Below are 26,119 nucleotides of genomic sequence, written 5' to 3' on the forward strand. Positions count from 1 at the left end.
ATAGATGTTACCGAGGTAAGGCTGATGGATAAGGTTCTCAAACACCTCTCCTCCGGCCGTCTGCTCCGGTTTGTCACGAGTGCGCTGATCCTCGCCATTGTGGGGATGCAGTCCTTCGCCTTGTGGCGCTCCTATCAGGAAACTTGGCGCGACGGCGAGCGATATACCGCGAACACGATCTCTGTGCTCGCGGGAGCGATCGAGCGCGACTTCCTTCTGGTTGAAGCGAGCCTGTCGAGCCTTGCGGAAGCATTGCGCGAGCCCACCCTGATGGCGCTTCCCCTGGGGCTGCGCCAGCACGTCCTGTTTCGCCGCGCGGGCGACGCGACGGACTTCGGCGTCATGCTCGTGCTGGATCCTGAGGGCAATGTTCTGTTCGACGATTCCGACGAGGATCTGAGCGCCGTCAATTTCGCCGATCGGGATTACTTCCGCGTGCATAAGGACAACCCGAACGCTGGCATCTATGTCAGTCGGCCGTTTGTCTCCCGGCTTGCGGCGTCTCCGCAGGCCCTCGGGATCAGCCTCAGGCTGAATGGACCGGACGGGTCTTTCGCCGGTGTTGTGGTGGCTTCCATTCGCCTCGTCTATTTCCGGCAGCTTTTCGAGCGTGTGAAGCTGCCGCCCGGAGGCATCATCCGGCTGACCCGTACCGATGGCACCGTCGTCCTGCGCTACCCATCCACGGATGGCCGGGGCAACGTGGGAGATCGCGTGACGCCTGACGTGCTCCAGCGGATGGCGTCGGGACCATCGGAGGACTGGAGGGTAGAAACATCCCGGCTCGATGGGCAGCGCAGATTCCTGCGGACGGCACTCGTCGAGGGGTATCCGCTCTCCGTTACGGTGGGCGTCTCCGCGCGCCAGCAGTTCGGCGGTTGGTATGTGCGCGCGGCCATCACCCTTGCGCTCACGCTTACGATATCGCTTCTCCTGGCGCTTACGGTCTCGGCGCTCTCCACCTCGCTGCGCCGCAGCCGGGAGATGGAAGCACAGCTTGAGCGCATGGCCATCACGGACTCGTTGACCGGACTACCCAATCGCCGCGCGCTCGACCTGACGCTGGAGGTGGAAATGCACCGCGCCCGCCGCGAGGAGCGCGAACTCGCGGTGCTCATGGTCGATATCGACCACTTCAAGCGGGTGAACGACACTTACGGGCACGCGATGGGCGACGCCGTGCTCGCCGAGGTCGCCCACCGCGTCGAGAGCAGCGCACGCCGGCCGGGGGATTTTGTCTGCCGGTACGGCGGGGAGGAGTTCGTCGTGGTCCTTCCCGAGACATCGTCGGCGGGAGCGGACCTCGTGGCCGAGCGCATTCGCGCGAATGTCGCTGCGCTTCCGATCGTCACCCACGGCATGTCCATCGAAATCACGGTCAGCGTGGGCATCGCCTCCGCGCGGGGGGATGATGGGCCAGGAGAGTTGATCGCACGTAGCGATACGGCGCTCTATACGGCGAAGCGGGCCGGGCGAAACCGCGTGGCGCGGCTCGAAACGTTCGCAGCCTGAGACCGGACCTGCGCGTCAGTCTTCCGCGCCCAGGCCCCGCCGCGCCCGCTCGAGTTCGGCGGCATAGCGCTTGAGGACGTGGGATTCTCCCAACAGACCCAGCAGATGGCGGTTGTCGCGGTCGTCCACCACCGCGAGATCTTCCGCCTTCGCGGCATCGAAGGCCAGAGAAGCTTCCCTAACGTTCATGGCGGGCAGCAACACATGGTCGCGATGGGTGGCGAGCGCGGAAACTTCCGTCTCGCCGGGTTCGAGGGATGCATAGGCCTCGGACAGGCGCAGCAGCCCGCCATAGCCGCCTGCCGCGTCCACCAGCACCACCATGCGGGTGGAGCCCAGGGCATAGCGGGCACGCAGGGCATCCAGCGTCCCGTCTTGCGGGAAGGTTGGAAAGTCCGTTCGCATCATTTTCGCGACTGTCAGGTCGCGCATCCAGCCGACATCCTGCGCCCCCCGGATGGTCTCGCCGCGCAGGTGCAGGCGCCAGGTGGAGAAAGAGTAGCCGAACGTTTCGCGCACGGTCAGGGAGGTAACGACGGCCGCGGCCATCACGAAGCCGGAGAGGGAAATGTCCCGCGTCATCTCCAGCACGAGGAAGCTCATGGTGAGCGGGCCGCCGATGACGCCAACCGCCAAGGCCCCCATGCCCACCACCGCCGCCACGGACGGATCGAGGTGGAAGCCGGGGAAGGCGACGGCCAGCAGCCCGCCATAGAGCTTGCCCATCAGCGCGCCAAGGAACAGCGAGGCGAAGAACAGGCCGCCGCGGAAACCCGATCCGATCGAGAGGGCGGAGGCGAGGATCTTCAGGCCGAACACGATGGCAACGGAGGCCGTCACCGCGCTCCCCACCTGCGCATGGAGCGCGCCGTGCCCATCCGAGAGGACCTGCGGGCTGTAGAGCGCCAGCGCGCCGATGCCGATGCCGGCCACCATCGGCCGCAGCGGCGCGGGAATGCGGCTCATGCCGAATAGCGTCTCGACCGTCGTCACGAGCCGCATGATGATGATGGCGACCGCTGCGGCCGCGAGGCCGAGGAAGAGGATGGGCAGGATGTCCACCGGCCCGAGGTTCGGGTCGAGCGGCATGTGCAGCGGCTCCACATGGGCGCCGAGCAGTCGCGCCGTCATCACTGCCGACACCGTGCCGGCGAGCACCGGTGCCGCCGCCGGAATGGAATAGGAGCCGATGACGATCTCGAAGCCGTAGAAGGCGCCCATGAGCGGCGCATCGAAGGCCGCGCCGATGCCCGCCGCCGCGCCGGCGCCGACGAGGATGCGCAGGTCGTTGCGCCGGAGCTTGAAGGTCAGACCCAGCCGGGATGCGATGCCCGAGCCGATCTGCGAATAGCCGGCCTCAAGCCCCAGAGACGCGCCAAAGCCGTTGGAGACCATGGTCTGCAAGGCGACGATGATGCTGTCGGTGAGCGACATCCGCCCGCCATGCAGCGCGTTCGCCTCGATGGGATCGACGAAAGGATGTCGGCGCCAGCGCTTCAGCGCAACCGCGATCAGCCCCATCGCCGCGCCGCCGACGGCGGGGACGAGGATCAGCCAGGGCGAGGCGAGGGCAGGGGACGACGACAGGCGCTCGCCCGGCGCGAGCCAGAACAGCACCTCGTGCATCCACTGGGTGGTGGCACTCATGACGCTGGCCGCAATGCCGGCCAGCACACCCATGACGGCGGCGATGAGGACGAGCGCGGTCTCCCGCGCCCGGACCGCCGATTGTGCCTTGTCGATGAGACGGCGGAGCGCCGCCCGCTCGGGGGGAGCCGGTGCGCGCCCGGCCTCGGGGGAGGGCGCGTCCATGCCTCAGCCGAACGTATTGGTGCGGGGGAATCCCTTGGGCGGCAGACGTCCCGCCGAGGCGCGTTCGCCCTGCCACTCGATGAGATCGGTGACCGTCCAGGTCCGCCCGGAGGTGTCCTCCCAGGTCAGGCCGGTGGCCATGGGGAACACCTTGAGGTCGGAGAGGCCGCCGTCCTTGTAGCGCTGCAAGCGCACGCCGCGGCCACGCGACATCTCCGGCACTTGGTTGAGCGGGAAGACCAGCATCTTGCGGTTCTCGCCGATCACCGCCACCCAGTCGCCATCGACGAACCGCACCGCCAGCGCGGCGTCCGGCGGGTCGGTGACGAGCACCTGCTTGCCCTTGCGGGTATTGGCGAGGCAATCGTCCTCCGGCACCACGAAACCGCGGCCCTGCTTCGACGCCACCAGAAGCTTGCGCCCGGCCTGATAGGCGAAGACGGAAACGATCTCCGCCTCCTGCTCCAGGTCGATCATCAGCCGCACCGGTTCGCCATGGCCGCGCCCGCCGGGAAGCTTTGAGGCGTCCAGCGTGTAGAAGCGGCCATTGGAGGCGAACACCATCACCTTGGAGGTGGTCTCTGCGAAGAAGGCGTGGCCGTGGCTGTCGTCGCCCTTGAATTGCAGGTTCGACACGTCCGCGACGTGGCCCTTCAGCGCACGGATCCAGCCCTTCGCCGAGACCACGACGGTGATGGGCTCGCGCTCCACCAGCGCCTCGGTGAAGGCGTCCTCGTGGACCGTCGGGGCCACCGCGAAAGTCGTGCGGCGCCGGCCGAGCTCGGTTTCAGGGCCGTAGGTCTTGCGGGTCTCCCGGATTTCCTTGGAGATGGCCTTCCACTGCGCCGTCTCGGACGCGACGAGGCGGTTGAGCCCGTCTTGCTCCTTAGACAGCGCATCGTGCTCCTTGCGGATTTCCATCTCTTCCAGGCGGCGCAGGGAGCGCAGCCGCATATTGAGAATGGCTTCCGCCTGAACGTCGGTCAGCTCGAAGGTCTGCATGAGCGAGACCTTCGGCTCGTCCTCCTCGCGGATGATGCGGATCACCTCGTCGAGGTTGAGATAGGCGATCAGGTAGCCGCCCAGCACCTCCAGGCGGTGCGCGATCTGGTCGAGCCGGTAGCGGGAGCGGCGCAGCAACACGTCGCGGCGGTGGTCCAGCCACTCGCGCAGTGCCTCCGCCAGCGACAGCACCTTGGGAATCTGGCCCTTGACCAGCACGTTCATGTTGAGCGGGATGCGCGCCTCAAGCTCCGTGAGCTTGAACAGGCTCTCCATCAGGACTTCCGCATCGACGGTGCGGGCGCGCGGCTCCAGCACGAGGCGGATGTCCTCGGCGCTCTCGTCGCGGACGTCGGCGAGCAGCGGCAGCTTCTTGTCGGTGAGCAGCTCGGCGATCTTCTCGACGAGGCGGGATTTCGCGACGCCGTAAGGAATCTCCGTCACCACCACCACATAGCTGCCGCGGCCGGTCTCTTCCTTCTCCCAGCGCGCGCGGACGCGGAACGAGCCACGTCCCGTCGCATAGGCCTCGGCGACGCCGACCTGATCCTCCACCAACACGCCGCCGGTGGGGAAGTCCGGGCCGGGCACGAACTTCAGCAGGTCGAACGCGAGGGCGTCGGGATGGTCGATGAGGTGGAGCGCGGCATCGAGCAGTTCCGCCGCATTGTGGGGCGGGATGGAGGTCGCCATGCCGACGGCGATGCCCTGCGAGCCGTTGGCCAGAAGGTTCGGGAAGGCCGCGGGCAGCACCGCCGGCTCTTCCTCCGATCCGTCATAGGTCGGGCGGAAATCCACCGCGTCCTCGTCGATCCCGTCCAGCAGCAGCCGGGCAGTCTCGGTGAGGCGGGCCTCGGTGTATCGCATGGCCGCGGCGTTATCGCCGTCCACATTGCCGAAATTGCCCTGGCCATCCACCAGCGGGTACCGCTGGGCGAAGTCCTGCGCGAGGCGCACCAGCGCGTCATAGACCGACTGGTCGCCGTGCGGGTGGAACTTGCCGATGACGTCGCCCACCACGCGGGCGGACTTCTTGAAGCCCTGCCCGGGATCCAGCCGCAGCTGCCGCATGGCGTGGAGGATGCGCCGGTGCACCGGCTTCAAACCGTCGCGCGCGTCGGGCAGCGCGCGGTGCATGATGGTCGAGAGGGCATACGCGAGGTAGCGCTCTTCCAGCGCCTCCTTCAGCGTGACTTTCTCGATGTTCCCGTCGCCGGGCGGAAGTGTGCGGGTGGCCATGCCCCGCAGTACCTCGCGCGCGCGCGTGCGACAAGCCCGCGCCACCGGCTCGGACGGGTGCGATCCCCCGCTCTTCCGCAGCCCCTTCAGCCGGATCTCGCCGCAAGACTGAACCGATCGTCAAGTCTGAGGCGTGCCGTAGCGACAAAAAGCAGGAATGTACCGCACAAGGCCACATTCTGCGGCCAAGCACGCGCTTAAGATGTCATCCCCGGAACAAAATGCCGCCCCTGCGACGTTTCAGCATTGATCTGCGAGCGCTTTGCTACGTTCGCGTCAAGAGGAGAAGGTCCAATGAAGGTTGCAACTCTTGCGGCGGGGGGAGTGGTTGCGTTGGCGCTTCTTGGTGCGGCGCCTTCGGCATCGGCCGGATCACTTGCAGGCAGCGCGGGAAGCTTTGCCGGTGCCGCCCATGAACAGGCGAAGGTCGAGGATGTGCGCTGGGTGCGGCGCTGTTGGCAGGTCCGTCGCTGGTGGAACGGTCGTCCCCATTGGGTGACGCGCTGCCGCAACGTCTGGGTCGGACCCCGTCCCTATCGCTGGTGATCGGCGCTTCGCCGCCATGACGCCAGGAAGGCCGCGCGGGATTCCGAGAAGCCGAGCCCGCGCGGCTCAAGGGCACGCACCAGCAGGAAGTGGCCGGTGATCGCCAAGGCAGATTCCACGTCCTCGGCGGAAGGTGGTGCCCCGGACAGGAGAAAGGGCGGCAAGGGAAACAGCCGGTCGGCATAGGGGGCCCCCGCCCCGCGGGAAACCGCCCGCCCGCTCTTTGGCGAGACATAGACGAGATCGTCGCGCTGTCCGGTCGCGGCGCAGCTCTCCAACTCCAGTCCGAACCCCAATTCTGAAAGCATGGCGAGTTCGAAGCGGGCCAGCAGCATGCCGGCGGATTCTGCTTCCCCAAGGGCATCGAGAATCGCCCCGAGGGTGAGGAACAGCTCCTCATGGGGGTCGCGTTCGGGCAGCAAGTGGAGCAGTTGCGCCATGTGGGTGAACCCAAAGGCGGCGTGGGGCGCCTCCATGAGCAGGCCGGCGCGGACTACAGACGCTTCGAGCGCGTAGTTTCCCATGTGCTCGTCGAGCCGGGCGCGCCATGTCGCGGTCACCGAGTTGCCGGGCTGGAGAACGGGCGCCAGGCGACGGGAAGCCCCGCCGCGCACCATGCCGAGATGACGACCGCGGCGGCGCGTCAGCAATTCGACGATAGCATTGCCTTCGCCGTGCCGCCTGACCCCCAACACGATGCCGTCGTCCGTCCACTCCACAGACCTTGCGCTCCTGCCTGCGATTCACGCCGCGCAGTTGAAACGCGGACATCCCGGAGCGCAACTCCGGGTCCGGATCTGGCGCGCCTTAACAGGGCGGAAACCAGAACCCGCGAGGATGGCCTCATGCAAAGCCGCTCGCGCCTCCAGACTATACTTGCCACGCTCGCCCTCCATGTGGGGGCCGCGGCGCTCATCGGCTACTTCGCCTACCACGCCTACATCGGCGACCACGGCCTCCTCGCGCGTCGCAACTACGAGCAGGAGATGAAGGCCCTCGAATCCGAACTCGCCGCCCTCAAGGCGCAACGGCAGGCGATGGAGAACAAGGTGTCCCTTCTGGCCCCCAGCCAGCTCGATCCGGACATGCTGGACGAGGAGGCGCGGCGGCAATTGAACTTCATAAACACCAAGGATCTTGTGCTGCTTCGCAGCAAATGAACTGAAAATGAGTTCAAGAGGCGATTGAACCATTATTCGGTTCAATCCTTGCAGCCCAAGTGTTTGCAAGGTGTTGCGGTGCAGCAAAGAAAAATTCCCGCTTTCAGGCCGCTCGGGGGTGCGTTAGAGAGGCGCAGTTCCAGAGCTTCCTGAGGATGTCGATGGCCGCCAAGAAGACTTCCCCCCGGACCGCCGTGCCGTCCGGGCCAGTACCTTTCACCAAGGACCAGGACCTCGAAGCCTACCGCGAGATGCTGCTCATCCGCCGCTTCGAGGAAAAGGCCGGCCAGATGTACGGCATGGGCCTCATTGGCGGCTTCTGCCACCTCTACATCGGCCAGGAAGCCGTCGTGGTCGGGATGCAGCTGGCGATGAAGCCGGGCGATCAGGTCATCACCGGCTACCGCGACCATGGGCACATGCTGTCCACCGGCATGGATGCCAAGGGCGTCATGGCCGAATTGACAGGCCGCCGCGGCGGCCTGTCGAAGGGCAAGGGCGGCTCGATGCACATGTTCAGCATCGAGAAACAGTTCTTCGGCGGCCACGGCATTGTCGGCGCGCAGGTGTCGCTCGGTACCGGCCTCGCCTTCGCCGATCGCTACCGCGAGAACGGCAACGTCTCCGTCACCTATTTCGGCGACGGCGCGGCCAACCAGGGCCAAGTCTACGAGAGCTTCAACATGGCCGAGCTGTGGAAGCTCCCGGTCGTGTACGTGATCGAGAACAACAAGTACGCCATGGGCACCTCGGTGTCCCGCGCCTCGGCCCAGCAGGACTTCTCCAAGCGCGGCACGTCCTTCAACATCCCCGGCGAGCAGGTGGATGGTATGGATGTGCAGGCGGTGAAGGCCGCCGGCGAGCGGGCGCTCGCCTTCGCCCGCGAAGGCAATGGCCCCTACATCCTCGAGATGCAGACCTACCGCTATCGCGGCCACTCCATGTCGGACCCGGCGAAATACCGGTCCAAGGAGGAGGTGCAGAAGATGCGGACCGAGCACGATCCCATCGAGCAGGTGCGCACCCGCCTCCTCGACGGCCACAAGGTCAGCGAGGACGATCTCAAGAAGATCGACGCCGACGTCCGCGAGATCGTCAATGCTGCCGCGGACTTCGCCAGCAGTGATCCGGAGCCTGACGTCGCCGAACTCTACACGGACATCCTGCGCTGAGGCCCGGCCCGTGGCCGAACTCTTCCATGTGATCGCCGGGGCGGCGCTCATCGCCGCCATCGGCGCCTGGGTCGTCGCCGTGCGCGGCGGCCGCTCCGCCCTCGCCGCCGAGCGGGCGGCTGGACGCCCCGTCGGCGCGGGGAGCTACCTTCTGCTCGCGCTCTGGCCCTTCGCCGTCGGTCGCTCCGGCATCGCGGAGGACGCCGACCGGGTGCGTACCGGCAAGGCGGCCGTCGCCTTCTTCGTTTCCCTGACCGTCGCGATTGCGGCCATCTCCGCCTACACCAACCTCACCTTCAAGCGCGACCATGCGGCCCCGGCCGGCGCCACGCCGTCCGTCCCCGCCACCGCGCCGAGCAAGAGCTGACAGCCATGGCCATCGAAGTCCTCATGCCGGCCCTGTCTCCCACCATGGAGAAGGGCAACCTCACCAAGTGGGTGAAAAAGGAAGGTGACACGGTCAAGTCCGGCGACGTGCTCGCCGAGATCGAGACCGACAAGGCCACCATGGAAGTGGAGGCCGTCGACGAGGGCATCCTCGGCAAGATCCTGGTGCCGGAAGGCGCGCAGGACGTGGCGGTGAACACGCCCATCGCCACCATCGTGGCCGACGGCGAGGATGCGAACGCCGCTCCCGCCCCCGCCGCCAAGGCCGCCGAGAGCGCGCCGTCCCCCGCGGCTGCCGCGGCACCGGTCGCGCCTGTCAGCCCTGCTCCCTCCGCCGTCGCGTCCCCGCCGCAGGTTTCGGCACAGCCCGACCCGGAAGTGCCGCCCGGCACCGAATTCGTCACCCAGACGGTCCGCGAGGCCCTGCGCGACGCCATGGCCGAGGAGATGCGCCGCGATGGCGATGTCTTCGTCATGGGCGAGGAAGTGGCCGAGTATCAGGGTGCCTACAAGATCACCCAGGGCCTGCTCCAGGAATTCGGCGCCCGCCGCGTGATCGATACGCCCATCACCGAGCACGGCTTTGCCGGCGTCGGTGTCGGCGCGGCCATGGCGGGACTGAAGCCCATCGTGGAGTTCATGACCTTCAACTTCGCCATGCAGGCGATCGACCACATCATCAACTCCGCCGCCAAGACGCTCTACATGTCCGGCGGGCAGGTCCACTGCTCCATTGTCTTTCGCGGCCCCAATGGCGCCGCCGCGCGCGTCGCCGCCCAGCACAGCCAGGATTATACCGCCTGGTATTCCAACGTCCCCGGCCTGAAGGTCATCGCGCCCTATTCGGCCGCCGACGCCAAGGGCCTGCTCAAGGCCGCCATCCGCGATCCCAACCCCGTCATCTTCCTCGAGAACGAGATCCTTTACGGCCACTCTTTCGAGGTGCCGAAGCTCGACGATTACGTGCTGCCCATTGGCAAGGCGCGGATCGCGCGGTCGGGCAAGGATGTGACGCTGGTGTCCTTCTCCATCGGCATGACCTATGCCCTTAAGGCGGCTGAAGAACTGGCGAAGCAGGGCATCGAGGCCGAGGTTATCGATCTGCGCACCATCCGCCCCATGGATGTCGACACCATCGTCGCATCGGTGAAGAAGACCGGCCGCTGCGTCACGGTGGAAGAGGGCTGGCCGCAGTCCGGCATCGGCGCCGAGATCGCCGCCCAGCTCATGGACAAGGCCTTTGATTTCCTTGACGCACCGGTCCTGCGCGTCACCGGCAAGGACGTGCCGATGCCGTATGCCGCGAACCTGGAAAAGCTGGCGCTTCCGTCGGTTGCGGAGGTGATCGAGGCGGTCAAGGCGGTCACCTACAAATGACCGCCGGCGAGAAGGCCGGCACCGCGCCGACCACGTATTACGACCTCGATCACGTGGCGCGCCACGTGCAGCAGGGACAGCACCGCGAAGTCATCGGCGGCCTCTGGGAAGAGGTCGGCCGGCTGCAGCGGGATTTCCTTGTGAAGCAGGGGCTTAAGCCGCACCACCGGCTGGTGGACATCGGCTGCGGCAGCCTGCGCGGCGGGGTCAAGTTCGTCGCCTATCTCGATGCCGACCGGTATTATGGGATCGACCTCAGCGGCGATCTTCTCGAGGCCGGCTACGCCCAGGAGATCGTCCCGGCCGGGCTCGATGCCAAGCTGCCGCGCGACCACCTGAGTGTGTCTGACAGCTTCGATATCGGTGGGTTCGGGGTGCTGTTCGATATGGGAATCGCGCAGTCCGTCTTCAGTCACCTGCCGATGCCGTATCTGGTCGATTGCCTCGCCCGGATCGCCCCACATTTCGTCCCCGGCGGTATCTTTTTCGTCACCTGCTTCCTCGTGCCCGACGGCAAGTTCGGGCGCGAGGTGAAGCAGGGCAAGGGTGGGGTGGTGACGTTTCCGGACAAGGATCCATACCACTATACCCAGGCGCAGCTTTCCACGGCGCTGGCCGGCGATCCCAATTGGGAAATGAAGGTCATCGGCGACTGGTCCCATCCCCGCCAGCAGCAGATGCTCGCCTTCGTCCGGCGTCGCTGAGGGTTTTTGCTTTTTCGAAAGGCCAAGAAAATGCCCATCGAAATCCTGATGCCGGCCCTGTCTCCCACCATGGAGAAGGGCAACCTCGCCAAGTGGCTCAAGAAGGAAGGCGACAAGGTCAAGTCTGGCGACGTGCTCGCCGAGATTGAGACCGACAAGGCCACCATGGAAGTCGAGTCCATCGACGAGGGTCTGCTCGCCAAGATCCTGGTGCCGGAAGGCTCGCAGGACGTGCCGGTGAACCAGCTCATCGCCATCCTCGCCGGCGAGGGTGAGGACGTGGCCGCCGCTGCCGCCGGCAAGGGCGCTGCCGCCCCAGCCACTGCGCCTGCTGCCGCGCCCGCGCCTGCCGCTGCTGCTCCTGTTGCGAGCCCGGCTCCTGCAGCCGCTCCCGCTGCTGCTGCGGCTGCGCCGGCGTCGAACGGGCAGGGCGGGCGTGTGTTCGCCTCGCCGCTCGCCCGCCGCATCGCCAAGGACAAGGGCATTGACCTCGGCAACCTGTCGGGCTCCGGCCCGCACGGCCGCATCGTCGCCCGTGACCTGGAAGGCGCCCAGCCCGGCGCGAAGCCGGCGGCGGCGCCCGCCCCGGCGGTTGCGGCAGCTCCGGCTCCCGCCGCTGCGGCTCCCGCGCCCAAGGCAGCGGCCGCTCTCACCGGTCCCACGGCGGATCAGGTGAAGGCCATGTTCGAGGCCGGCACCTACGAGGAAGTGCAGCTCGACGGCATGCGCAAGACCATCGCGCGCCGTCTGGTGGAGAGCGAGCAGCTCACCCCGCACTTCTACCTGACGGTGGATTGCGACCTCGACGACCTCATGGCCCTGCGCGAGCAGGTCAATGCCAATGCGTCGAAGGACAAGGACGGCAAGCCGTCCTACCGCGTGTCGGTCAACGACTTCATCATCAAGGCGCTCGCGCTCGCGCTCCAGAAGGTGCCGGCGGCCAATGCCGTGTGGGCCGAGGACCGCATCCTGCGCATGAAGCATTCGGATGTGGGCGTCGCGGTCGCCATCGATGGCGGCCTCTATGCCCCCATCGTGAAGAAGGCGGAGCAGAAGACCCTCTCCACCATCTCCAACGAGATGCGCGACCTTGCCGCCCGCGCGCGCACCAAGAAGCTGAAGCCGGAGGAATATTCCGGCGGCTCCACCTCCGTGTCGAACCTCGGCATGATGGGGATGCGCAACTTCACCGCCATCATCAACGCGCCCCAGTCCTCCATCCTTGCGGTGGGCGCTTCCGAGCAGCGTGCCGTGGTGAAGGGCGGCGAGGTAAAGGTCGTCACCCAGATGACCGTCACCATGACCTGCGACCACCGGGTGATGGACGGCGCGCTCGGCGCAGAACTCCTCAGCGCATTCAAGGGCTTCATCGAGAAGCCCATGGCGATGCTGGTGTGAGGTCGTAGCGCCAGCGGCTCAGGCCGGCGCGGGGCTTGCGCCTCCGCCGGCGGGCCGGACAGGGCTGCGGCAGATCAAATCCTGCCGCAGCGGAGCAGTGTAGCTGCGGGACAGCGGCGCCCCGCGCCGTTCGACCCGAGAAAGGAACACCAATGAGCCACACGCCCCACGAGCTCGCCGCCGACTTCCCGGAATATGCCGAGAAGATCCAGGCGCTGAAGCTCTCAGACGCTCATTTCGCCAAGCTCCACGAGGCCTATCACGAGGTGAACCGGCAGGTTCACCGGGCCGAGACCGACGTGGAACCCACCGGCGACGAGGAGATCGAAGCCATGCGCCGCGAGCGCATGCGCCTGAAGGATGAGCTTTACGCCATCCTCACCAAGTGAGGCACTGACGGGGCTGGTTCCCGCCCCGGTGCAGCCTGACCCCTCTCCCGCGCGCGGGGGAGGGATCGAACGGGGAACGGAAGGACAAGCCCACCCGATGAAGCTCTATCTCGCCGGCCCGGAGGTGTTCCTCGACGATGCGCGCGAGATCGGCCGGCGCAAGGTGGAGCTGTGCGCCCGCCACGGGTTCACGGGCCTATTTCCCCTCGATGGCGAGATCGCCCTCGATGCGGCCGGCGGGGTTTCCGCCACCGCGATCTTCACCGCCAATCTCGGGCTGATGCGGACCGCCGATGCGGTGCTCGCCAACCTCACGCCCTTCCGCGGCATCAGCGCCGATCCCGGCACCGCCTTCGAGGTCGGGTTCGCCTTCGCTCTCGGCAAGCCGGTTGCCGCCTATTCCAACCATCCCGGCGAGTTGAAGCACCGCGCCCGCGCCACCATCGGCTTGGCGCCCGAGGGGCCGGACAGCCTCATGGCCGACGGCCTCCATGTGGAGGACTTCGGCCATTTCGACAATCTCATGCTGGCCGAGGCGCTCCATGCCTCCTGCCTGCCGGTGATCCAGGCCGAAGCTCCGGCCGAGGATCCCTTCCGCGACCTTTCCCTGTTCGAGGAGGCGCTTGTGCGCCTCGCCGAAGCCCACGCCGGCGGCCGCCTCGGGACGCCCCGACCCCCATCACGACCAGAGCCCGCCGCATCAGCGCGCGGCGAGGAGACCTTCCATGGCTGATAACTACGACATCATCGTCATCGGCGGCGGGCCGGGCGGCTATGTGGCCGCCATTCGCGCCGCGCAGCTCGGCTTCAAGACCGCCGTGGTGGAGAAGAGCCACCTCGGCGGCATCTGCCTGAACTGGGGCTGCATCCCCACCAAGGCGCTGCTGCGCTCCGCCGAAATCTACCACTACATGGAGCACGCCAAGGATTACGGCCTCTCCGCCGAGAAGATCGGCTTCGATGCGGCGGCCGTGGTGAAGCGCTCGCGCGGCGTCTCCTCCCAGCTCGCCACCGGCGTCGGCTTCCTTCTGAACAAGAACAAGGTGGACGTGATCTGGGGCAAGGCCACCTTCACCGCCCCCGGCAAGCTGAAGGTCGAGGCGAGCGCCAATCCGCCCAAGAATGCCAAGGGCGGCGGCGACTACACCGCCAAGCACATCATCGTCGCCACCGGCGCCCGCCCGCGCGCGCTGCCCGGCCTTGAGCCCGACAAGAAGCTGATCTGGACCTATTTCGAGGCCATGGTGCCCGAGAAGATGCCCAAGAGCCTGCTGGTCATGGGCTCCGGCGCCATCGGCATCGAGTTCGCCTCCTTCTACCGCACCATGGGCGTGGACGTGACCGTGGTGGAGGTGCTGCCGCAGATCCTCCCCGTGGAGGACGAGGAAATCGCCGCCATCGCCCGCAAGCGCTTCGAGAAGCTCGGCATGAAGATCATGTCCGGCGCAAAAGTCACGGGCGTGACCAAGCATGCGGACAGCATCACCGCCCATGTGGAGGATTCCAAGGGCGCCAAGCACGACATCACCGTGGACCGGATGATCTCCGCCGTGGGCGTGGTGGGCAATGTGGAGGGCCTCGGCCTCGAGGCCATCGGCGTGAAGATCGAGCGCGGTATCATCGTTGCGGACGGCTATGGCCGCACCAGCGTGCCCGGCGTCTATGCCATCGGCGACATCGCCGGGCCGCCCATGCTGGCGCACAAGGCCGAGCACGAGGGCGTGATCTGCGTCGAGACCATCAAGGGCCTTCACACCCACCCCATGGACAAGCTGAAGATCCCCGGCTGCACCTATTGCACGCCGCAGATCGCCTCCGTGGGCCTCACCGAGAAGAAGGCGAAGGAGGCCGGGCGCGAGATCAAGGTGGGCCGCTTCCCCTTCATCGGCAACGGCAAGGCCATCGCGCTGGGCGAGCCGGACGGCTTGGTGAAGACCATCTTCGACGCCAAGACCGGCGAACTGCTCGGCGCCCACATGGTGGGTGCGGAAGTGACCGAGCTGATTCAGGGCTTCGTCATCGCCATGAACCTCGAGACCACCGAGGAAGACCTCATCCACGCCGTGTTCCCGCACCCGACCCTGTCCGAAATGATGCACGAGAGCGTCATGGCGGCCTACGGGCGCGCGATCCACGTGTGAGGGAGCGTATCCCGGCCGAGCGCAACGGCACGTGAGTGCCGAGGAGCGAGAGCCGGGATCCAGCGCAAGGACTTCGCCGAAGGCGGCTCTTTCCTGCCGCCCACGCTTGTGTCCGCTGCGCGGGAGTCTTGCGCTGGACCCCGGCTCGGCGCTCCGGCTGCGCCGTCGCTGGTCCGGGGAACCGGAGCGGTACCGCTCGCCAAGCTCCGCCGTTGGCGGCATGATCCCGCGGCGTCCGCGCTGCCGCGGGCGTTTCGGAGGGGCCATCATGGACCAGCAGACCTACGCCTTCCTGAGCCAGCCGGGCGTCGGCTTCTTCTCGCTCATCATCATCGGCATCATCGCCGGCTGGGTGGCGGAGCGGGTGACAGCCAGCAACCACGGCCTGCTGACGAACCTCCTCGTCGGCGTGGCCGGCGCCTTCATCGGCGACAAGCTGGCCGGCGTGCTGAACGTGCCGGTGCACGGCTTCTTCCGCACGCTGATTGCCGCCATCGGCGGCGCCATCATCCTGCTGTGGGTGTGGCGGGCGATCAGGTCGCGCTGACGGGATGTCCGCGCTGGGGTATGCCGGCCCTGTGGCGCCGTCCCTTCCGGGCGGCGGCGCGGAGCATTATGTTGCTGGAGTGCGGGCGCCGTCATGGCGTCCTGCCGGGTATGGAAGTTCGCTCATGGTCACGGTGATCGACACGCGGGAACGGCCCCGCCATCCGGAGAAGGCGCATCGGCCGGAAACCGAGGTGCTGCGCAAGCCGGAGTGGATCCGGGTGAAGGCGCCGGGCTCGGCCGGCTGGTCGAAGACCGCCGGCATCGTGAAGGAGCACGGGCTCGTCACCGTGTGCGAGGAGGCGGGCTGCCCCAATATCGGTGAGTGCTGGGAGAAGAAGCACGCCACCTTCATGATCATGGGTGACACCTGCACCCGCGCCTGCGCCTTCTGCAACGTGCGCACCGGCCTGCCGGATGCCCTCGACCGGGACGAGCCGCAGAAGGTGGCGGATTCCATCGCCAAGCTCGGCCTCTCCCATGCCGTCATCACCTCGGTGGACCGGGACGACCTCGCCGATGGCGGTGCCGAGCATTTCGCTCGCACCATCGCCGCCATCCGCAAGGCGAGCCCGAAGACGACCATCGAGATTCTGACCCCAGACTTCCTGCGCAAGGACGGGGCGCTGGAGGTGGTGGTCGCGGCGCGGCCGGACGTGTTCAACCACAATCTGGAGACGGTGCCCTCGCGCTATCTCTCGGTGCGGCCCGGCGCGCGCTATTTCCATTCGCTGCGCCTGCTGCAGAAGGTGAAGGAGCTGGACCCGTCCATCTTCACCAAGTCCGGCATCATGGTCGGCCTCGGCGAGGAGCGGCCCGAGGTGCTCCAGCTGATGGACGACCTGCGCTCGGCGGACGTGGATTTCATCACCATCGGCCAGTATCTCCAGCCCACCCGCAAGCACCACAAGGTGGAGCGGTTCGTGACGCCGGACGAGTTCAAGGCCTATGAGACGGTGGCCTACGCCAAGGGCTTCCTGATGGTCTCTGCGAGCCCGCTCACCCGCTCGTCCCACCATGCGGGCGACGATTTCGAGAAGCTGCGCTCGAACCGCGCGGCGCGCCTCGGACGCGCCTGACGTGCCCTCCTTCTCCAACAGCCGGCGCGTCAGGCACTCCGCTCCCGATATGTTCGACTTGGTGGCGGACGTGGAGCACTACCCCGAGTTCGTGCCGCTGTGCCAGGCGCTGCGCGTGAAGCGCCGCACCAAGTCGGACGAGGGCGTGGAAATCCTCGTGGCGGACATGACGGTCGCCTACAAGCTGATCCGCGAGACCTTCACCTCGCGGGTGACGCTCGACCGGCCCCGCCTCACCATCCACGTGGAATATCTCGACGGCCCCTTCAGCCGCCTCGACAACCGCTGGGAGTTCGTCCCTCAGGGCGAAAGCGCGTGCGAGGTGAAGTTCTTCATCTCCTACGAATTTCGCTCGCGCACGCTGGGCATGCTCATGGGCGCCATGTTCGACGCCGCCTTCCGCCGCTTCGCCGATGCGTTCGAGAAGCGGGCGGACGAGGTCTACAGGACGGTCGGGTAGGAGGAGGGCGCCTCCATGGGTGCGCCGGCCTCGCGCAGCGCCTTGAAGCCGCCTTCCACATGGGCGACGGGCTTCAACCCCATGTCCTGCGCCGTCGCCGCCGACAGCGCGGAACGCCAGCCGCCGGCGCAGAAGAAGATGAAGGCCCGGTCTTCGCCGAACACCGGCTTGAAATAGGGGCTTTCCGGGTCGATCCAGAATTCCAGCATTCCACGCGGGCAATGGAAGGCGCCCGGCACGCGGCCCTCGCGCTCCAGCTCGCGGGGGTCGCGCAGATCCACCAGCAGCGCCCCCTCACCGGCGCGGCGCAGCGCCTCCTGCGGCGTCACGGTCTCGACCTTCGCGTTCGCCTCGGCAAGGAGGGCCTTGTAGCCGCGGGTGATGGTCTGGGGCATGGGCGTCCTCCGGTTGTTTTCCCGCCGTTGAGCTCTCCTCTCCCCCTGCGGGAGAGGACAGTGATGGCGGCTTGTTTCGCCTACAGCTCGCTGTAGCCGCCGTTCTTCCACTCATAGACCACGAAGTCGGGCTTGGTGATGTCACCCTTCTTGTCGAAGGAGAGCGGGCCGAGCACCGTCTGGAAGGTCATGCCGGTGTGGATCTGCGCGGCCACCTTCTGCGGGTCGAGGGATTTCGCCGCCTCGGCCGCCTGCTTGATGACCTGCATGGCGGCGTAGGAATAGAGCACATAGCCCTCGGCATCGATGCCCTTGGCGGTCATGGCTTCCACGATGCCCTTGGCCGCGGGATTCTTGCGCGGATCTGGGCCGAAGGTCATCAGCGTGCCGGTGCCGCCGGTGCCTGCGATGTTCCAGTATTCCTTGTCGGCCAGGGCGTCGCCGCCCATGAGAACGGTCTTCAGGCCCTGGTCGCGCATCTGCCGGACGATCAGGCCGGCCTCGGGGTGCAGGCCGCCGTAGTAGATCACGTCAACGCCGGCCGCCTTCATCTTGGAGACGAGGGCGGAATAATCCTTCTCGCCGGGGTTGATGCCCTCGTACATCACTTCCTTGACGCCGGCCTTGTTGAGAGCCTTCTGCGTCTCGTCGGCGAGGCCTTTTCCGTAGGGCGACTTGTCGTGGACGATGGCGATCTTGCCGCCCTTGAACTTCTCGGCGAGGAAGGCGCCCGCCACCGGCCCCTGCTGGTCGTCGCGGCCGGCGGTGCGGAACGTGTTCCACAGCTTGCGCTCGGTGTAGGCGGGATTGGTGGAGGCGGGGCTGATCTGCAGCACACCGGCATCGGCATAATCCGATGAAGCGGCGATCGAAATGCCGGAATTGATGTGGCCGATGACGAACGTCGCCCCATCGGTGATGAGCTTGTTGGCCGCCGCCACGCCCTGCTCGGGCTTGCCGCCGTCGTCGGCCACGAGAAGCACGATCTTCTGGCCATTGATGCCGCCGGCGGCGTTGATGTCGTTCACCGCCTGCTCGACGCCGGTCTTCATCTGCGCGCCGAAGGCGGCGATGGAGCCGGTGAGCGGCCCGGCCGCCCCGATCTTCACATCGGCCTTGGCGCCCGGCGCAAAAGCGAGGCCGGCGCAGACGGCAAGCGCGGCGAAGGAAAGCCTGTTCATCCCGATCCCCTCGAAATGATTGAAAGGTCTGGCGCGGAGCCGTTGGTCCGGTCTTCGCACGCCGGGCTTCGGGCGCATGGGACGCGCCTTGCCCTTGTGGCAGCATGATTGCCAAAGCGGGGTCTGAAGACAAGCGCGCCTGGGCAAGGCTTGATGCCGAAGTTTGGCTCAAACGAAGAAGCCTGCGCCGGAGGGCGCAGGCTTCGCAGTTTTCACGCCTTGATCAGGACGCGGGGCATCACAGCTCGCTGTAGGTGCCGTCCTTCCAGACGTAGACCACGTAGTCGAGCTTTTCGATGTCGCCCTTCTTGTTGAAGGTGAGCGGGCCGAGCACCGTGTCGAACTTCATGCCCGAATGGATCTTCTCAGCCACCTTCTTGGGGTCGAGGGACTTGGCCGCCTCGGCCGCCTGCTTGATGACCTGCACGCCAGCGTAGGAGTAGAGCACGTAGCCCTCGGGATCGATGCCCTTGGCCTTGAACTTCTCCACGATGGCCTTGGCCGCGGGGTTCTTGCGCGGATCGGGACCGAAAGTGGTCAGGGTGCCGGTCGCGCCGTCGCCGGCGATGGACCAGAACTCCTTGTCGATCATGCCGTCGCCGCCCATGAGGACGGTCTTCATGCCCTGGTCGCGCATCTGGCGCACGATCAGGCCGGCTTCCGGATAGAGGCCGCCGAAGTACACGAGATCGGCACCGGTCGCCTTGATCTTGGAGACGAGGGCCGAATAGTCCTTCTCCTTCGGGTTGATGCCCTCATAGAGGACTTCCTTCACGCCGCCCTTGTTGAGGGTCTTTTGGGTCTCATCGGCGAGGCCCTTGCCGTAGGGCGTCTTGTCGTGGACGACGGCGATCTTCTTGCCCTTGAAGTTCTTCAGGATGTAGGCGCCGGCCACCGCGCCCTGCTGGTCGTCGCGACCGCAGGTGCGGAAGGTGTTCCACATCTTGCGCTCGGTGAAGGTGGGATTGGTGGAGGCAGGGCTGATCTGCAGCACGCCGGCCTCTTCATAATCCTGCGAGGTCGGGATGGAGACGCCGGAATTGTAGTGGCCGATGACGAACTTGGCGCCGTCAGTGATGAGCTTGTTGGCCGCCGACTTGCCCTGCTCGGGCTTGCCGCCGTCGTCACCGACCAGCAACTCGATCTTCTGGCCGAGGATGCCGCCGGAGGCGTTGATGTCGATGATGGCCTGCTCGGTACCATTCTTCAGCTGTGCGCCCACGGCGGCGAGATCGCCGGTGATGGGGCCGGCGACGGCGATCTTCACCTGCGCCTGAGCCGGCGCCGCCAGGGCGAGGCCGGCGCCGAGCGCCAGCGACGCCATCAAAAGCTTCTTCATGCCTTGTCTCCCCTTCTGCACCCTGCCGGCGTCAATCCGGCCCCGGTGAATCCGTTGGCGGCGCATTGTGCCGCAATCACGGGTCGAGTCGATCCCTCTCATGAGGGTACGCGCGGCCCGCCCTTCAGTCGTCGCCAGGCTGGCGCGGATGCCACGCCAAGTGCCCTTGCCGCTCGTACATCCAGCCGTATTGCACGGTCATCTGCCGCTGCCGCATGGCGCGGAAACCAAGCGTCGCGATGGAGGCGAGCAGCACGAATTCCACCGCCAGCGGCTCCGGGTCGAACAGCGTCGCCTGGAACAGCGCGAAATGGCAGAAGCGCACCGCGCAGGCGAGCAACGCGCAATAGACGACGAGATGGACATAGGATTCCCATGACCGCGCCACCGCCTTGCCGGTGAGCCAGGCCGCCCCGCCGCCGAGGAACAGCGTCACCAGCAGGAAGTCGCCCAGCGAGGCGCCGATCAGCTCCTCCGGCCAGAGGAACAGGGTCGCCACCAGCACGACCAGCGCAATGGCCGGGCCGATGAGCATGGGGGAGGTGACGCGGCCGGGATCGCGCGCGGCGTCGTGTGCGGTCACGTCAGCGCCCTCCTTCCAGATAGGCGGCGCGCACCTCCGGCCGGGCCAGCAACTCCGCGCCGGTGCCGGACATGGTGACGAGACCGTTGACCATCACATAGCCGCGGTGGGCGAGCTTCAGCGCATGGAAGGCGTTCTGCTCCACCAGGAACACGGTGAGCCCCTCCGTGCGGTTGAGCATCCGGATGGCATCGAAAATCTGCCGCACCACCAGGGGCGCGAGGCCGAGGGAGGGCTCGTCCAGCAGCAACAGGCGCGGGCGGCTCATGAGGGCGCGGGCGATGGCCAGCATCTGCTGTTCGCCGCCGGAGAGCGTGCCGCCACGCTGGTCGATGCGCTCCTTGAGGCGCGGGAACAGCGTGAACATGCGCTCCAGATCCTCGGCGAAATGGGCGTTGCCGTCGATGGCGGCGCCCATCTGGAGGTTCTCGTAGACCGTCATGCGCGGAAAGATGCGCCGGCCCTCCGGAGACTGCGCGATCTTGAGGCGCATGATCTCATGGGTGGGCAGGCTCGTGATGTCCCGCCCCGCATAGACGATGCGACCGTCACGGGCGCGGGGGCTGCCGCAGATGGTCATCATCAGGGTGGACTTGCCGGCCCCGTTGGCGCCGATGAGGGTGACGATCTCGCCCTCGTTCACCTCGATGTCCACGCCCTTGAGCGCGATGATGTTGCCGTAATAGGCGGTGACGCCCGAGACGGAGAGCAGCGGCGCCTTGCGCGCGGCCGGAGCGGGGGCGGTTGTGGCGACGGTTTCGACGCTCATGCCCCGGCCTCCACCACGGCGACGGCCTCTTCCTCGTCCTCGACCCCGAGATAGGAGGCGATGACCCGCGGATCGTTGCGCACTTCGTCCGGCGTGCCGTCGGCGATCTTGGAGCCGTATTCCAGCACGACCACGTGGTCCGAGATTTCCATCACCACCGACATGTCGTGTTCGATGAGCAGGATGGAGGCCTGGTGCTCGCGCCGGATGGAGAGCAGCAACTCGTTCAGGGCCGCGGATTCGCGCGGGTTGAGGCCGGCGGCGGGCTCGTCGAGGCAGAGCAGAACCGGGTCGGTACACATGGCGCGGGCGATCTCAAGCCGCCGCTGGTCGCCATAGGGCAGGTCGCCCGCCGGATCGTCCGCACGGTCGATGAGACCGATCTTGTTGAGCCAGTAGAGCGCGCGGTCCACGGCGCCCTTCTGCTTCCGCTGCCAGGACGGCAGGTTCAGGATGGCTGCGGGGTTGAGAAGGCCGGAGGTGGTCAGCGACATGTGCTGCGCCACCAGCAGGTTTTCGAGGATCGTCATGCCCGAGAACAGGCGGATATTCTGGAATGTGCGCGCCACCCGTGCCCAGGAGGCCACCTTGTGGTCGGGCAGGCGCTCCAGCAGGTAGAGCGCGCCGGCCTGAGACTTGCCCCAGGCGAGGCCGGAGGCAGTGACGCCGTCCACTTCCGCGTCGCTCGCCGGGCCACCGTGGAACAGAGCGAGGCGGCCGGTTGAGGGCTTGTAGAAGCCGGTAATACAGTTGAACACCGTGGTCTTGCCGGCACCGTTGGGGCCGATCACCGCCGTCACCTCGCCCCGCCCGGCGGCGAAGGACACGTCGTTGACGGCGACGAGACCGCCGAAGCGCATGGACAGGTGATCGACCTTCAGGATCGGATTGCGGTCCCACGACCGGGCCGGGGAGAGGGGCTCGCCCGCCATCAGCCGTGCCCTTCCTTCACCAGCGACCCCGACACCGCCTTGCGCTCCTTCAGGAAGATGGTCGGCATGCGGCTGGAGACGAGGCCGCGCGGACGCCACACCATCACCGCCACCATGGCGAAGCCGAAGATGAGCATGCGGTAGAGGGAGGGGTCGAAGTCCGGACCGAAGAGGAAGTCGGCCTTGAGGAAGGAGAGGTTGCGCAGCAGCTCCATGCCGCCGATGAGCAGGATCGCCGCGCCCGCGACGCCCATCTGCGAGCCCATGCCGCCCAGTACCACGATGGCGAGGATCACCGCCGATTCCATGAAGGTGAAGCTCTCGGGCGAGACGAAGCGGATGCGCACCGCGAAGAAGGCGCCGGCGAAGCCGCCGAACATGGCGCCGGTGGCGAAGGCGGTGAGCTTGGTGAGCGTCGTGTTGATGCCGAGCGAGCGGCAGGCGATCTCATCCTCGCGCAGCGCTTCCCAGGCCCGGCCCACCGGCATCTTGCGCAGCCGGATCGTGACGATGGCGGTGAGCGCGGCGAGGCCGAGGATGACGAAATAGAGGAAGAACATCCGGTGCATGGAGTTGAACTCCAGCCCGAAGATGCTGGCGAAGCCGGTCTCCGAGGAATCGAACGGCACGCCGAAGAAGGTGATGGGCGGGATGGAGGAGATGCCCGCGCCGCCGTTGGTCAGCGACACCCAGTTGATGAGCACGAGGCGGATGATCTCGCCGAAGGCCAGCGTGACGATGGCGAGATAGTCGCCGCGCAGCCGCAGCACCGGGAAGCCGAGGATGACGCCCCACATGGCCGCGAGGATGCCCGAGAGAGGCAGGCAGATCCAGAACGCCCAGGCGGTCCAGAAATCATCGCCCAGCGTGCCGGCGAAGAAGTCGTTGACGGGCACGCTGGTGGACAGGAGGGCGAACGTGTAGGCGCCCACCGCGTAGAAGGCGACGTAGCCGAGATCGAGAAGGCCGGCGAGGCCGACCACGATGTTCAGCCCCCATCCCAGCATCACATAGGTGAGGATGTAGATGCCGAGGTCCACCCAGTAGCGGCTCGGGCTGAGCCCGCCGGCGAGCAAAATGGACAGGAACGGGTAGAGGATGGCGAAGCTGAAGAATACCGGCTTCACCGCCGGCGCGGCCAGTGCGCCGAGACGGGCCATGGCGCCGGGCGTGGTGGAGACGCGGCGGGGCGGACGGTTCGGATTCCACACCGTGAGCATGAGCACGAAGCGCCCCACCATCACGATGCCCGCGAAGATGGCGACGAGCCCGAAGCGATAGGTGAGGACCAAGGAGCCGGTGCCCGATTCGCTGGCGCGGAAGCCGACGAGCGGAAGCAGCAACAACGCCGTCAGAAGGCCACTGACGATGGCGTCCCTGATCGCACCCGCCACCGCCGAGGGCCGCCGCTCCTGCCCGGGGGGCGGGAGCGGGACCGGATCGAGCACCACGGTGGGATCGGGCAGTCCCAGATCGTTGAGCCCCGGACCGGATACGGTCGCCATCACACCTTCTCCACTTCCGGCCGGCCGAGCAGGCCCTGCGGCAGGAAGATGAGCGTGACGACGAGGATGGAGAACGCCGCCACATCCTTGTATTCGATGGAGAAATAGGCCGACCAGAAGGTCTCGATGAGGCCGATGAGGATGCCGCCGAGCACCGCCCCCGGCAGCGAGCCGATGCCGCCCAGCACGGCTGCGGTGAAGGCCTTCACCCCCGGCACGAAGCCGTCGGCAAAGTTCACCACGCCGTAGTACATGAGGTACATGACGCCTGCGACGGCGGCGAGCGCGGCGCCGATGACGAAGGTGAGGGCGATGGTCTGGTCCACGTTCACGCCCAGCAGCGCCGCCATCTTGCGGTCCTGCTCGCAGGCCCGCTGCGCGCGGCCGAGCGATGTCTTCTGGACCAGATACCAGAAGCCTGCCAGCAGCACCGCCGTCACCACCATGATGATGACCTGCTTGTAGGCCAGCGTGACCTGATAGCCGTTGTTCTCCATGACGACGATCACGTCCGTGACCATGGGCGGCAGCGGCTTGTTGCGCGGGCCCTGCGCCACCTGCACGAAGTTCGAAAGCAGGATGGACATTCCGATGGCGGAGATCATCGGCGCGAGGCGGAAGGAGCCGCGCAACGGGCGGTAGGCCACGCGCTCGATGGTCCAGCTCACGAGGCCGGTGAACAGCATCGCCACAACCAGCGTGATGGCGAGGATGAGGAAGATGGAGCTGAGGCCGATCACCGTCGTCAGCAGCAGCACGCAGATGAGCGCGATGAAGGCGCTGACCATGAACACGTCGCCGTGGGCGAAGTTCACCATTCCGATGATGCCGAAGACCATCGTGTAGCCGATGGCGATCAGTCCGTAGATCGACCCGAGGGTCAATCCGTTGATGAGCTGCTGGAGGAAGACATCCATCCGCCGCTTGAACCCCTCTGTTCGGGCGCCTCTTATCTCATCGTGCCCGATGATTGTGCGCTGCCGTATTAGAGAGTCATAACCCGGCCCATCGGCTGACACAATTGCGTCGCCGCACCCGTCAACCACAGCCTTCTGCCAAGCTTCCTCTGCCTTTATTTCGCCCTTGCGGGGGCAATTGCAGGCGGATACCTTTCTGGTATATTGTCGACAACAAGATCGGCGGGGCCGCCGCGGGCATCTCAGATGCTTCCGAGGCGGCACAAGCGGAGCCGCCCGGCGCCTCAGGCGCAGCGGGCTCCGATGGGGATGGGAAGCGGCCGCGGGGAGGGGACATCATCCCCACGCCTCGTCACACGGCTCATGTTGTCACGACTGAAGCTCGATCCCTTTCTCGTCGCCCTCGCCACCGCCGTCGTCCTTGCCCTCGCCTGGCCCAGACCGGGCGTCACCGGCGGCATCCTCCATGCCGACAAGGCGGCAACGTGGGGCGTGGCGGTCATCTTCCTGCTCTATGGCGTCTCGCTCTCCCCGCGGCGGCTCTTCGAGAGCGCGGCGCGCTGGGACCTCCACCTCGTGGTGCAGGCCACCACCTTCCTTGTCTTCCCCGCCGTGGTGGTGGGTGCGCTGGCGCTGGCCAGCGGGCTATTCCCCGAGCCGCTCGCCATCGGCTTCTTCTTCCTCGCGGCGCTCCCCTCCACCGTGTCGTCCTCGGTGGCGATGACCTCGCTGGCGCGCGGCAATGTGCCGGTGGCCATCTTCAACGCCTCCATCTCCAGCCTCATCGGCGTGTTCGCCACCCCGGCCCTCATGGCGTGGTATCTCCACGCCGTGGGTGACGGCATGGACCTCGGCGCGGTGATCCTGAAGCTGGTGACGCTGGTGGTTCTGCCCCTCGCCATCGGTCAGGCGCTGCGGCCGCTGTTGCTCAAGACGGTGGAGCGCCACCGCGCGGTGGTGAAGGCGGCGGACCGGGTGGTGATCCTCGCCATCGTCTACAACTCCTTCTGCGACAGCGTGGTCTCGGGTGTGTGGAAGGGGCTCAGCCCGCTGCTGCTGGCCGAGGTGATCGTCGCCGTCGTCGGCCTGTTCGCTGTGGTCTACGCGCTGACCCGCGGGGTGTGCCGGCTGATGGGCTTTTCCGCGCCGGACACGGTGGCGGTCGCCTTCTGCGGCTCCAAGAAGTCGCTGGCGACGGGCCTGCCCATGGCTCACGTGATGTTCGGCGCGGCGCCGGCGCTGTCGCTCATCATCACGCCCATCATGCTCTACCACTTCCTCCAGCTGGTCATCGTCGGCGTCATCGCCAACCGCTTCGCCTCGCGGGCTGATGCGCTGGCGATCATGGAAGCCGAGGAAAGTGAGCCCTCGCTGGTCGCCGAGGACGACGCTTTGCCCCTGCCGGAGCCCGCGCGCACGAGAGCGTGACGGGCTCCCCATCGGAGCACCCCCGTCTTGACCGCGTCACCGGCGCCGTCCCACATTGGAGGAATGAAAAACGGCCGGCTGCCGTGAACGCCGGACGCGGGGACGAACCCCGCGCCGCAACGATGCCCGGGCAACCGGGGGCCGGC

25 protein-coding genes are annotated in these 26,119 nt (G+C 66.8%); 14 read left to right on the forward strand and 11 right to left on the reverse strand.

The genetic code is table 11. The features are described 5' to 3' along the window. Window positions 1-24: 24 nt before the first annotated feature. Complete coding sequence (locus tag ACT535_RS01925; protein ID WP_476363162.1) at window positions 25-1,512, forward strand: sensor domain-containing diguanylate cyclase; 1,488 nt, start codon at window positions 25-27, stop codon at window positions 1,510-1,512. Between the two features lie 15 nt (window positions 1,513-1,527). Here ACT535_RS01925 and ACT535_RS01930 read toward each other — a convergent pair whose 3' ends face one another. From ACT535_RS01930 to recO, 3 genes are all read right to left on the reverse strand, one after another. After that, window positions 1,528-3,324, reverse strand: a complete 1,797-nt coding sequence (locus tag ACT535_RS01930) for a chloride channel protein (RefSeq protein WP_476363163.1) — start codon at window positions 3,322-3,324, stop codon at window positions 1,528-1,530. A 3-nt stretch (window positions 3,325-3,327) separates the two neighbouring features. Next, window positions 3,328-5,565 (reverse strand): DNA topoisomerase IV subunit A, encoded by a 2,238-nt coding sequence (gene parC / locus ACT535_RS01935; RefSeq protein WP_168457764.1) that lies wholly within the window; start codon window positions 5,563-5,565, stop codon window positions 3,328-3,330. A gap of 533 nt (window positions 5,566-6,098) precedes the next feature. Continuing rightward, window positions 6,099-6,830 carry a DNA repair protein RecO gene (gene recO / locus ACT535_RS01940; RefSeq protein WP_476363164.1) on the reverse strand — a complete coding sequence of 244 codons (732 nt, stop codon included), beginning with the start codon at window positions 6,828-6,830 and terminating at the stop codon, window positions 6,099-6,101. 126 nt (window positions 6,831-6,956) lie between these two features. Here recO and ACT535_RS01945 point away from each other — a divergent pair, with 126 nt between their 5' ends. From ACT535_RS01945 to ACT535_RS02000, 12 genes are all read left to right on the forward strand, one after another. Continuing rightward, window positions 6,957-7,271 carry a septum formation initiator family protein gene (locus tag ACT535_RS01945; RefSeq protein ID WP_168457767.1) on the forward strand — a complete coding sequence of 105 codons (315 nt, stop codon included), beginning with the start codon at window positions 6,957-6,959 and terminating at the stop codon, window positions 7,269-7,271. A gap of 161 nt (window positions 7,272-7,432) precedes the next feature. Beyond that, the gene (gene pdhA, locus ACT535_RS01950; RefSeq protein ID WP_476363165.1) at window positions 7,433-8,443 is read left to right on the forward strand and encodes a pyruvate dehydrogenase (acetyl-transferring) E1 component subunit alpha; all 1,011 of its coding nucleotides are present in this window, start codon (window positions 7,433-7,435) and stop codon (window positions 8,441-8,443) included. A gap of 10 nt (window positions 8,444-8,453) precedes the next feature. Next, window positions 8,454-8,810: a hypothetical protein gene (locus ACT535_RS01955; protein ID WP_476326546.1), complete on the forward strand. Its 357-nt coding sequence runs from the start codon at window positions 8,454-8,456 to the stop codon at window positions 8,808-8,810. Between the two features lie 5 nt (window positions 8,811-8,815). After that, entirely contained in the window at window positions 8,816-10,207 is a 1,392-nt protein-coding gene (locus ACT535_RS01960; RefSeq protein ID WP_476363166.1) for a pyruvate dehydrogenase complex E1 component subunit beta, read from the forward strand. After that, window positions 10,204-10,911, forward strand: a complete 708-nt coding sequence (locus tag ACT535_RS01965) for a class I SAM-dependent methyltransferase (RefSeq protein ID WP_168457771.1) — start codon at window positions 10,204-10,206, stop codon at window positions 10,909-10,911. The genes ACT535_RS01960 and ACT535_RS01965 overlap by 4 nt, the downstream gene beginning before the upstream one ends. A 30-nt stretch (window positions 10,912-10,941) precedes the next feature. Further along, complete coding sequence (locus ACT535_RS01970; RefSeq protein ID WP_476363167.1) at window positions 10,942-12,309, forward strand: pyruvate dehydrogenase complex dihydrolipoamide acetyltransferase; 1,368 nt, start codon at window positions 10,942-10,944, stop codon at window positions 12,307-12,309. A gap of 152 nt (window positions 12,310-12,461) precedes the next feature. Continuing rightward, entirely contained in the window at window positions 12,462-12,698 is a 237-nt protein-coding gene (locus ACT535_RS01975; RefSeq protein WP_168457773.1) for an HP1242/YdcH family protein, read from the forward strand. 97 nt (window positions 12,699-12,795) lie between these two features. Then, window positions 12,796-13,431 carry a nucleoside 2-deoxyribosyltransferase gene (locus ACT535_RS01980; RefSeq protein ID WP_476363168.1) on the forward strand — a complete coding sequence of 212 codons (636 nt, stop codon included), beginning with the start codon at window positions 12,796-12,798 and terminating at the stop codon, window positions 13,429-13,431. Further along, entirely contained in the window at window positions 13,424-14,839 is a 1,416-nt protein-coding gene (gene lpdA / locus ACT535_RS01985; RefSeq protein ID WP_476363169.1) for a dihydrolipoyl dehydrogenase, read from the forward strand. Before ACT535_RS01980 ends, lpdA begins: the two co-directional genes overlap by 8 nt. 268 nt (window positions 14,840-15,107) lie before the next feature. After that, window positions 15,108-15,386 carry a GlsB/YeaQ/YmgE family stress response membrane protein gene (locus ACT535_RS01990; RefSeq protein ID WP_029558464.1) on the forward strand — a complete coding sequence of 93 codons (279 nt, stop codon included), beginning with the start codon at window positions 15,108-15,110 and terminating at the stop codon, window positions 15,384-15,386. Window positions 15,387-15,510: 124 nt separating this feature from the next. Continuing rightward, entirely contained in the window at window positions 15,511-16,464 is a 954-nt protein-coding gene (lipA, locus tag ACT535_RS01995) for a lipoyl synthase (RefSeq protein ID WP_168457776.1), read from the forward strand. 1 nt (window position 16,465) lies between these two features. Next, window positions 16,466-16,924, forward strand: a complete 459-nt coding sequence (locus ACT535_RS02000; RefSeq protein ID WP_168457777.1) for a type II toxin-antitoxin system RatA family toxin — start codon at window positions 16,466-16,468, stop codon at window positions 16,922-16,924. Here the strand turns inward: ACT535_RS02000 and ACT535_RS02005 are convergent. The 8 genes from ACT535_RS02005 to ACT535_RS02040 form a co-directional block, all read right to left on the reverse strand. Next, window positions 16,906-17,319 carry a rhodanese-like domain-containing protein gene (locus ACT535_RS02005; protein WP_476330144.1) on the reverse strand — a complete coding sequence of 138 codons (414 nt, stop codon included), beginning with the start codon at window positions 17,317-17,319 and terminating at the stop codon, window positions 16,906-16,908. The genes ACT535_RS02000 and ACT535_RS02005 overlap by 19 nt on opposite strands. Window positions 17,320-17,399: 80 nt before the next feature. After that, window positions 17,400-18,500 carry a branched-chain amino acid ABC transporter substrate-binding protein gene (locus ACT535_RS02010; protein WP_168457779.1) on the reverse strand — a complete coding sequence of 367 codons (1,101 nt, stop codon included), beginning with the start codon at window positions 18,498-18,500 and terminating at the stop codon, window positions 17,400-17,402. Between the two features lie 238 nt (window positions 18,501-18,738). Next, entirely contained in the window at window positions 18,739-19,839 is a 1,101-nt protein-coding gene (locus ACT535_RS02015) for a branched-chain amino acid ABC transporter substrate-binding protein (protein WP_476363170.1), read from the reverse strand. A 124-nt stretch (window positions 19,840-19,963) separates the two neighbouring features. After that, a complete protein-coding gene (locus tag ACT535_RS02020; RefSeq protein ID WP_476330155.1) occupies window positions 19,964-20,422 on the reverse strand; it encodes a DUF6867 family protein in 459 nt (152 codons plus the stop codon). A gap of 1 nt (window position 20,423) precedes the next feature. Further along, window positions 20,424-21,191 carry an ABC transporter ATP-binding protein gene (locus ACT535_RS02025; protein ID WP_168457781.1) on the reverse strand — a complete coding sequence of 256 codons (768 nt, stop codon included), beginning with the start codon at window positions 21,189-21,191 and terminating at the stop codon, window positions 20,424-20,426. Then, entirely contained in the window at window positions 21,188-22,123 is a 936-nt protein-coding gene (locus ACT535_RS02030; RefSeq protein WP_476363171.1) for an ABC transporter ATP-binding protein, read from the reverse strand. The genes ACT535_RS02025 and ACT535_RS02030 overlap by 4 nt, the downstream gene beginning before the upstream one ends. Continuing rightward, window positions 22,123-23,628 (reverse strand): high-affinity branched-chain amino acid ABC transporter permease LivM, encoded by a 1,506-nt coding sequence (gene livM, locus ACT535_RS02035; protein ID WP_476363172.1) that lies wholly within the window; start codon window positions 23,626-23,628, stop codon window positions 22,123-22,125. The genes ACT535_RS02030 and livM overlap by 1 nt, the downstream gene beginning before the upstream one ends. After that, entirely contained in the window at window positions 23,628-24,545 is a 918-nt protein-coding gene (locus tag ACT535_RS02040; protein WP_168457784.1) for an ABC transporter permease subunit, read from the reverse strand. The genes livM and ACT535_RS02040 overlap by 1 nt, the downstream gene beginning before the upstream one ends. 363 nt (window positions 24,546-24,908) lie before the next feature. Between ACT535_RS02040 and ACT535_RS02045 the strand changes: the two genes are divergently transcribed. Then, window positions 24,909-25,973, forward strand: coding sequence for a bile acid:sodium symporter family protein (locus ACT535_RS02045; protein WP_476363173.1), 1,065 nt, complete (start codon window positions 24,909-24,911; stop codon window positions 25,971-25,973). Window positions 25,974-26,119: the final 146 nt, after the last annotated feature.

The sequence above is a fragment of the Xanthobacter sp. DMC12 genome (assembly GCF_056314105.1).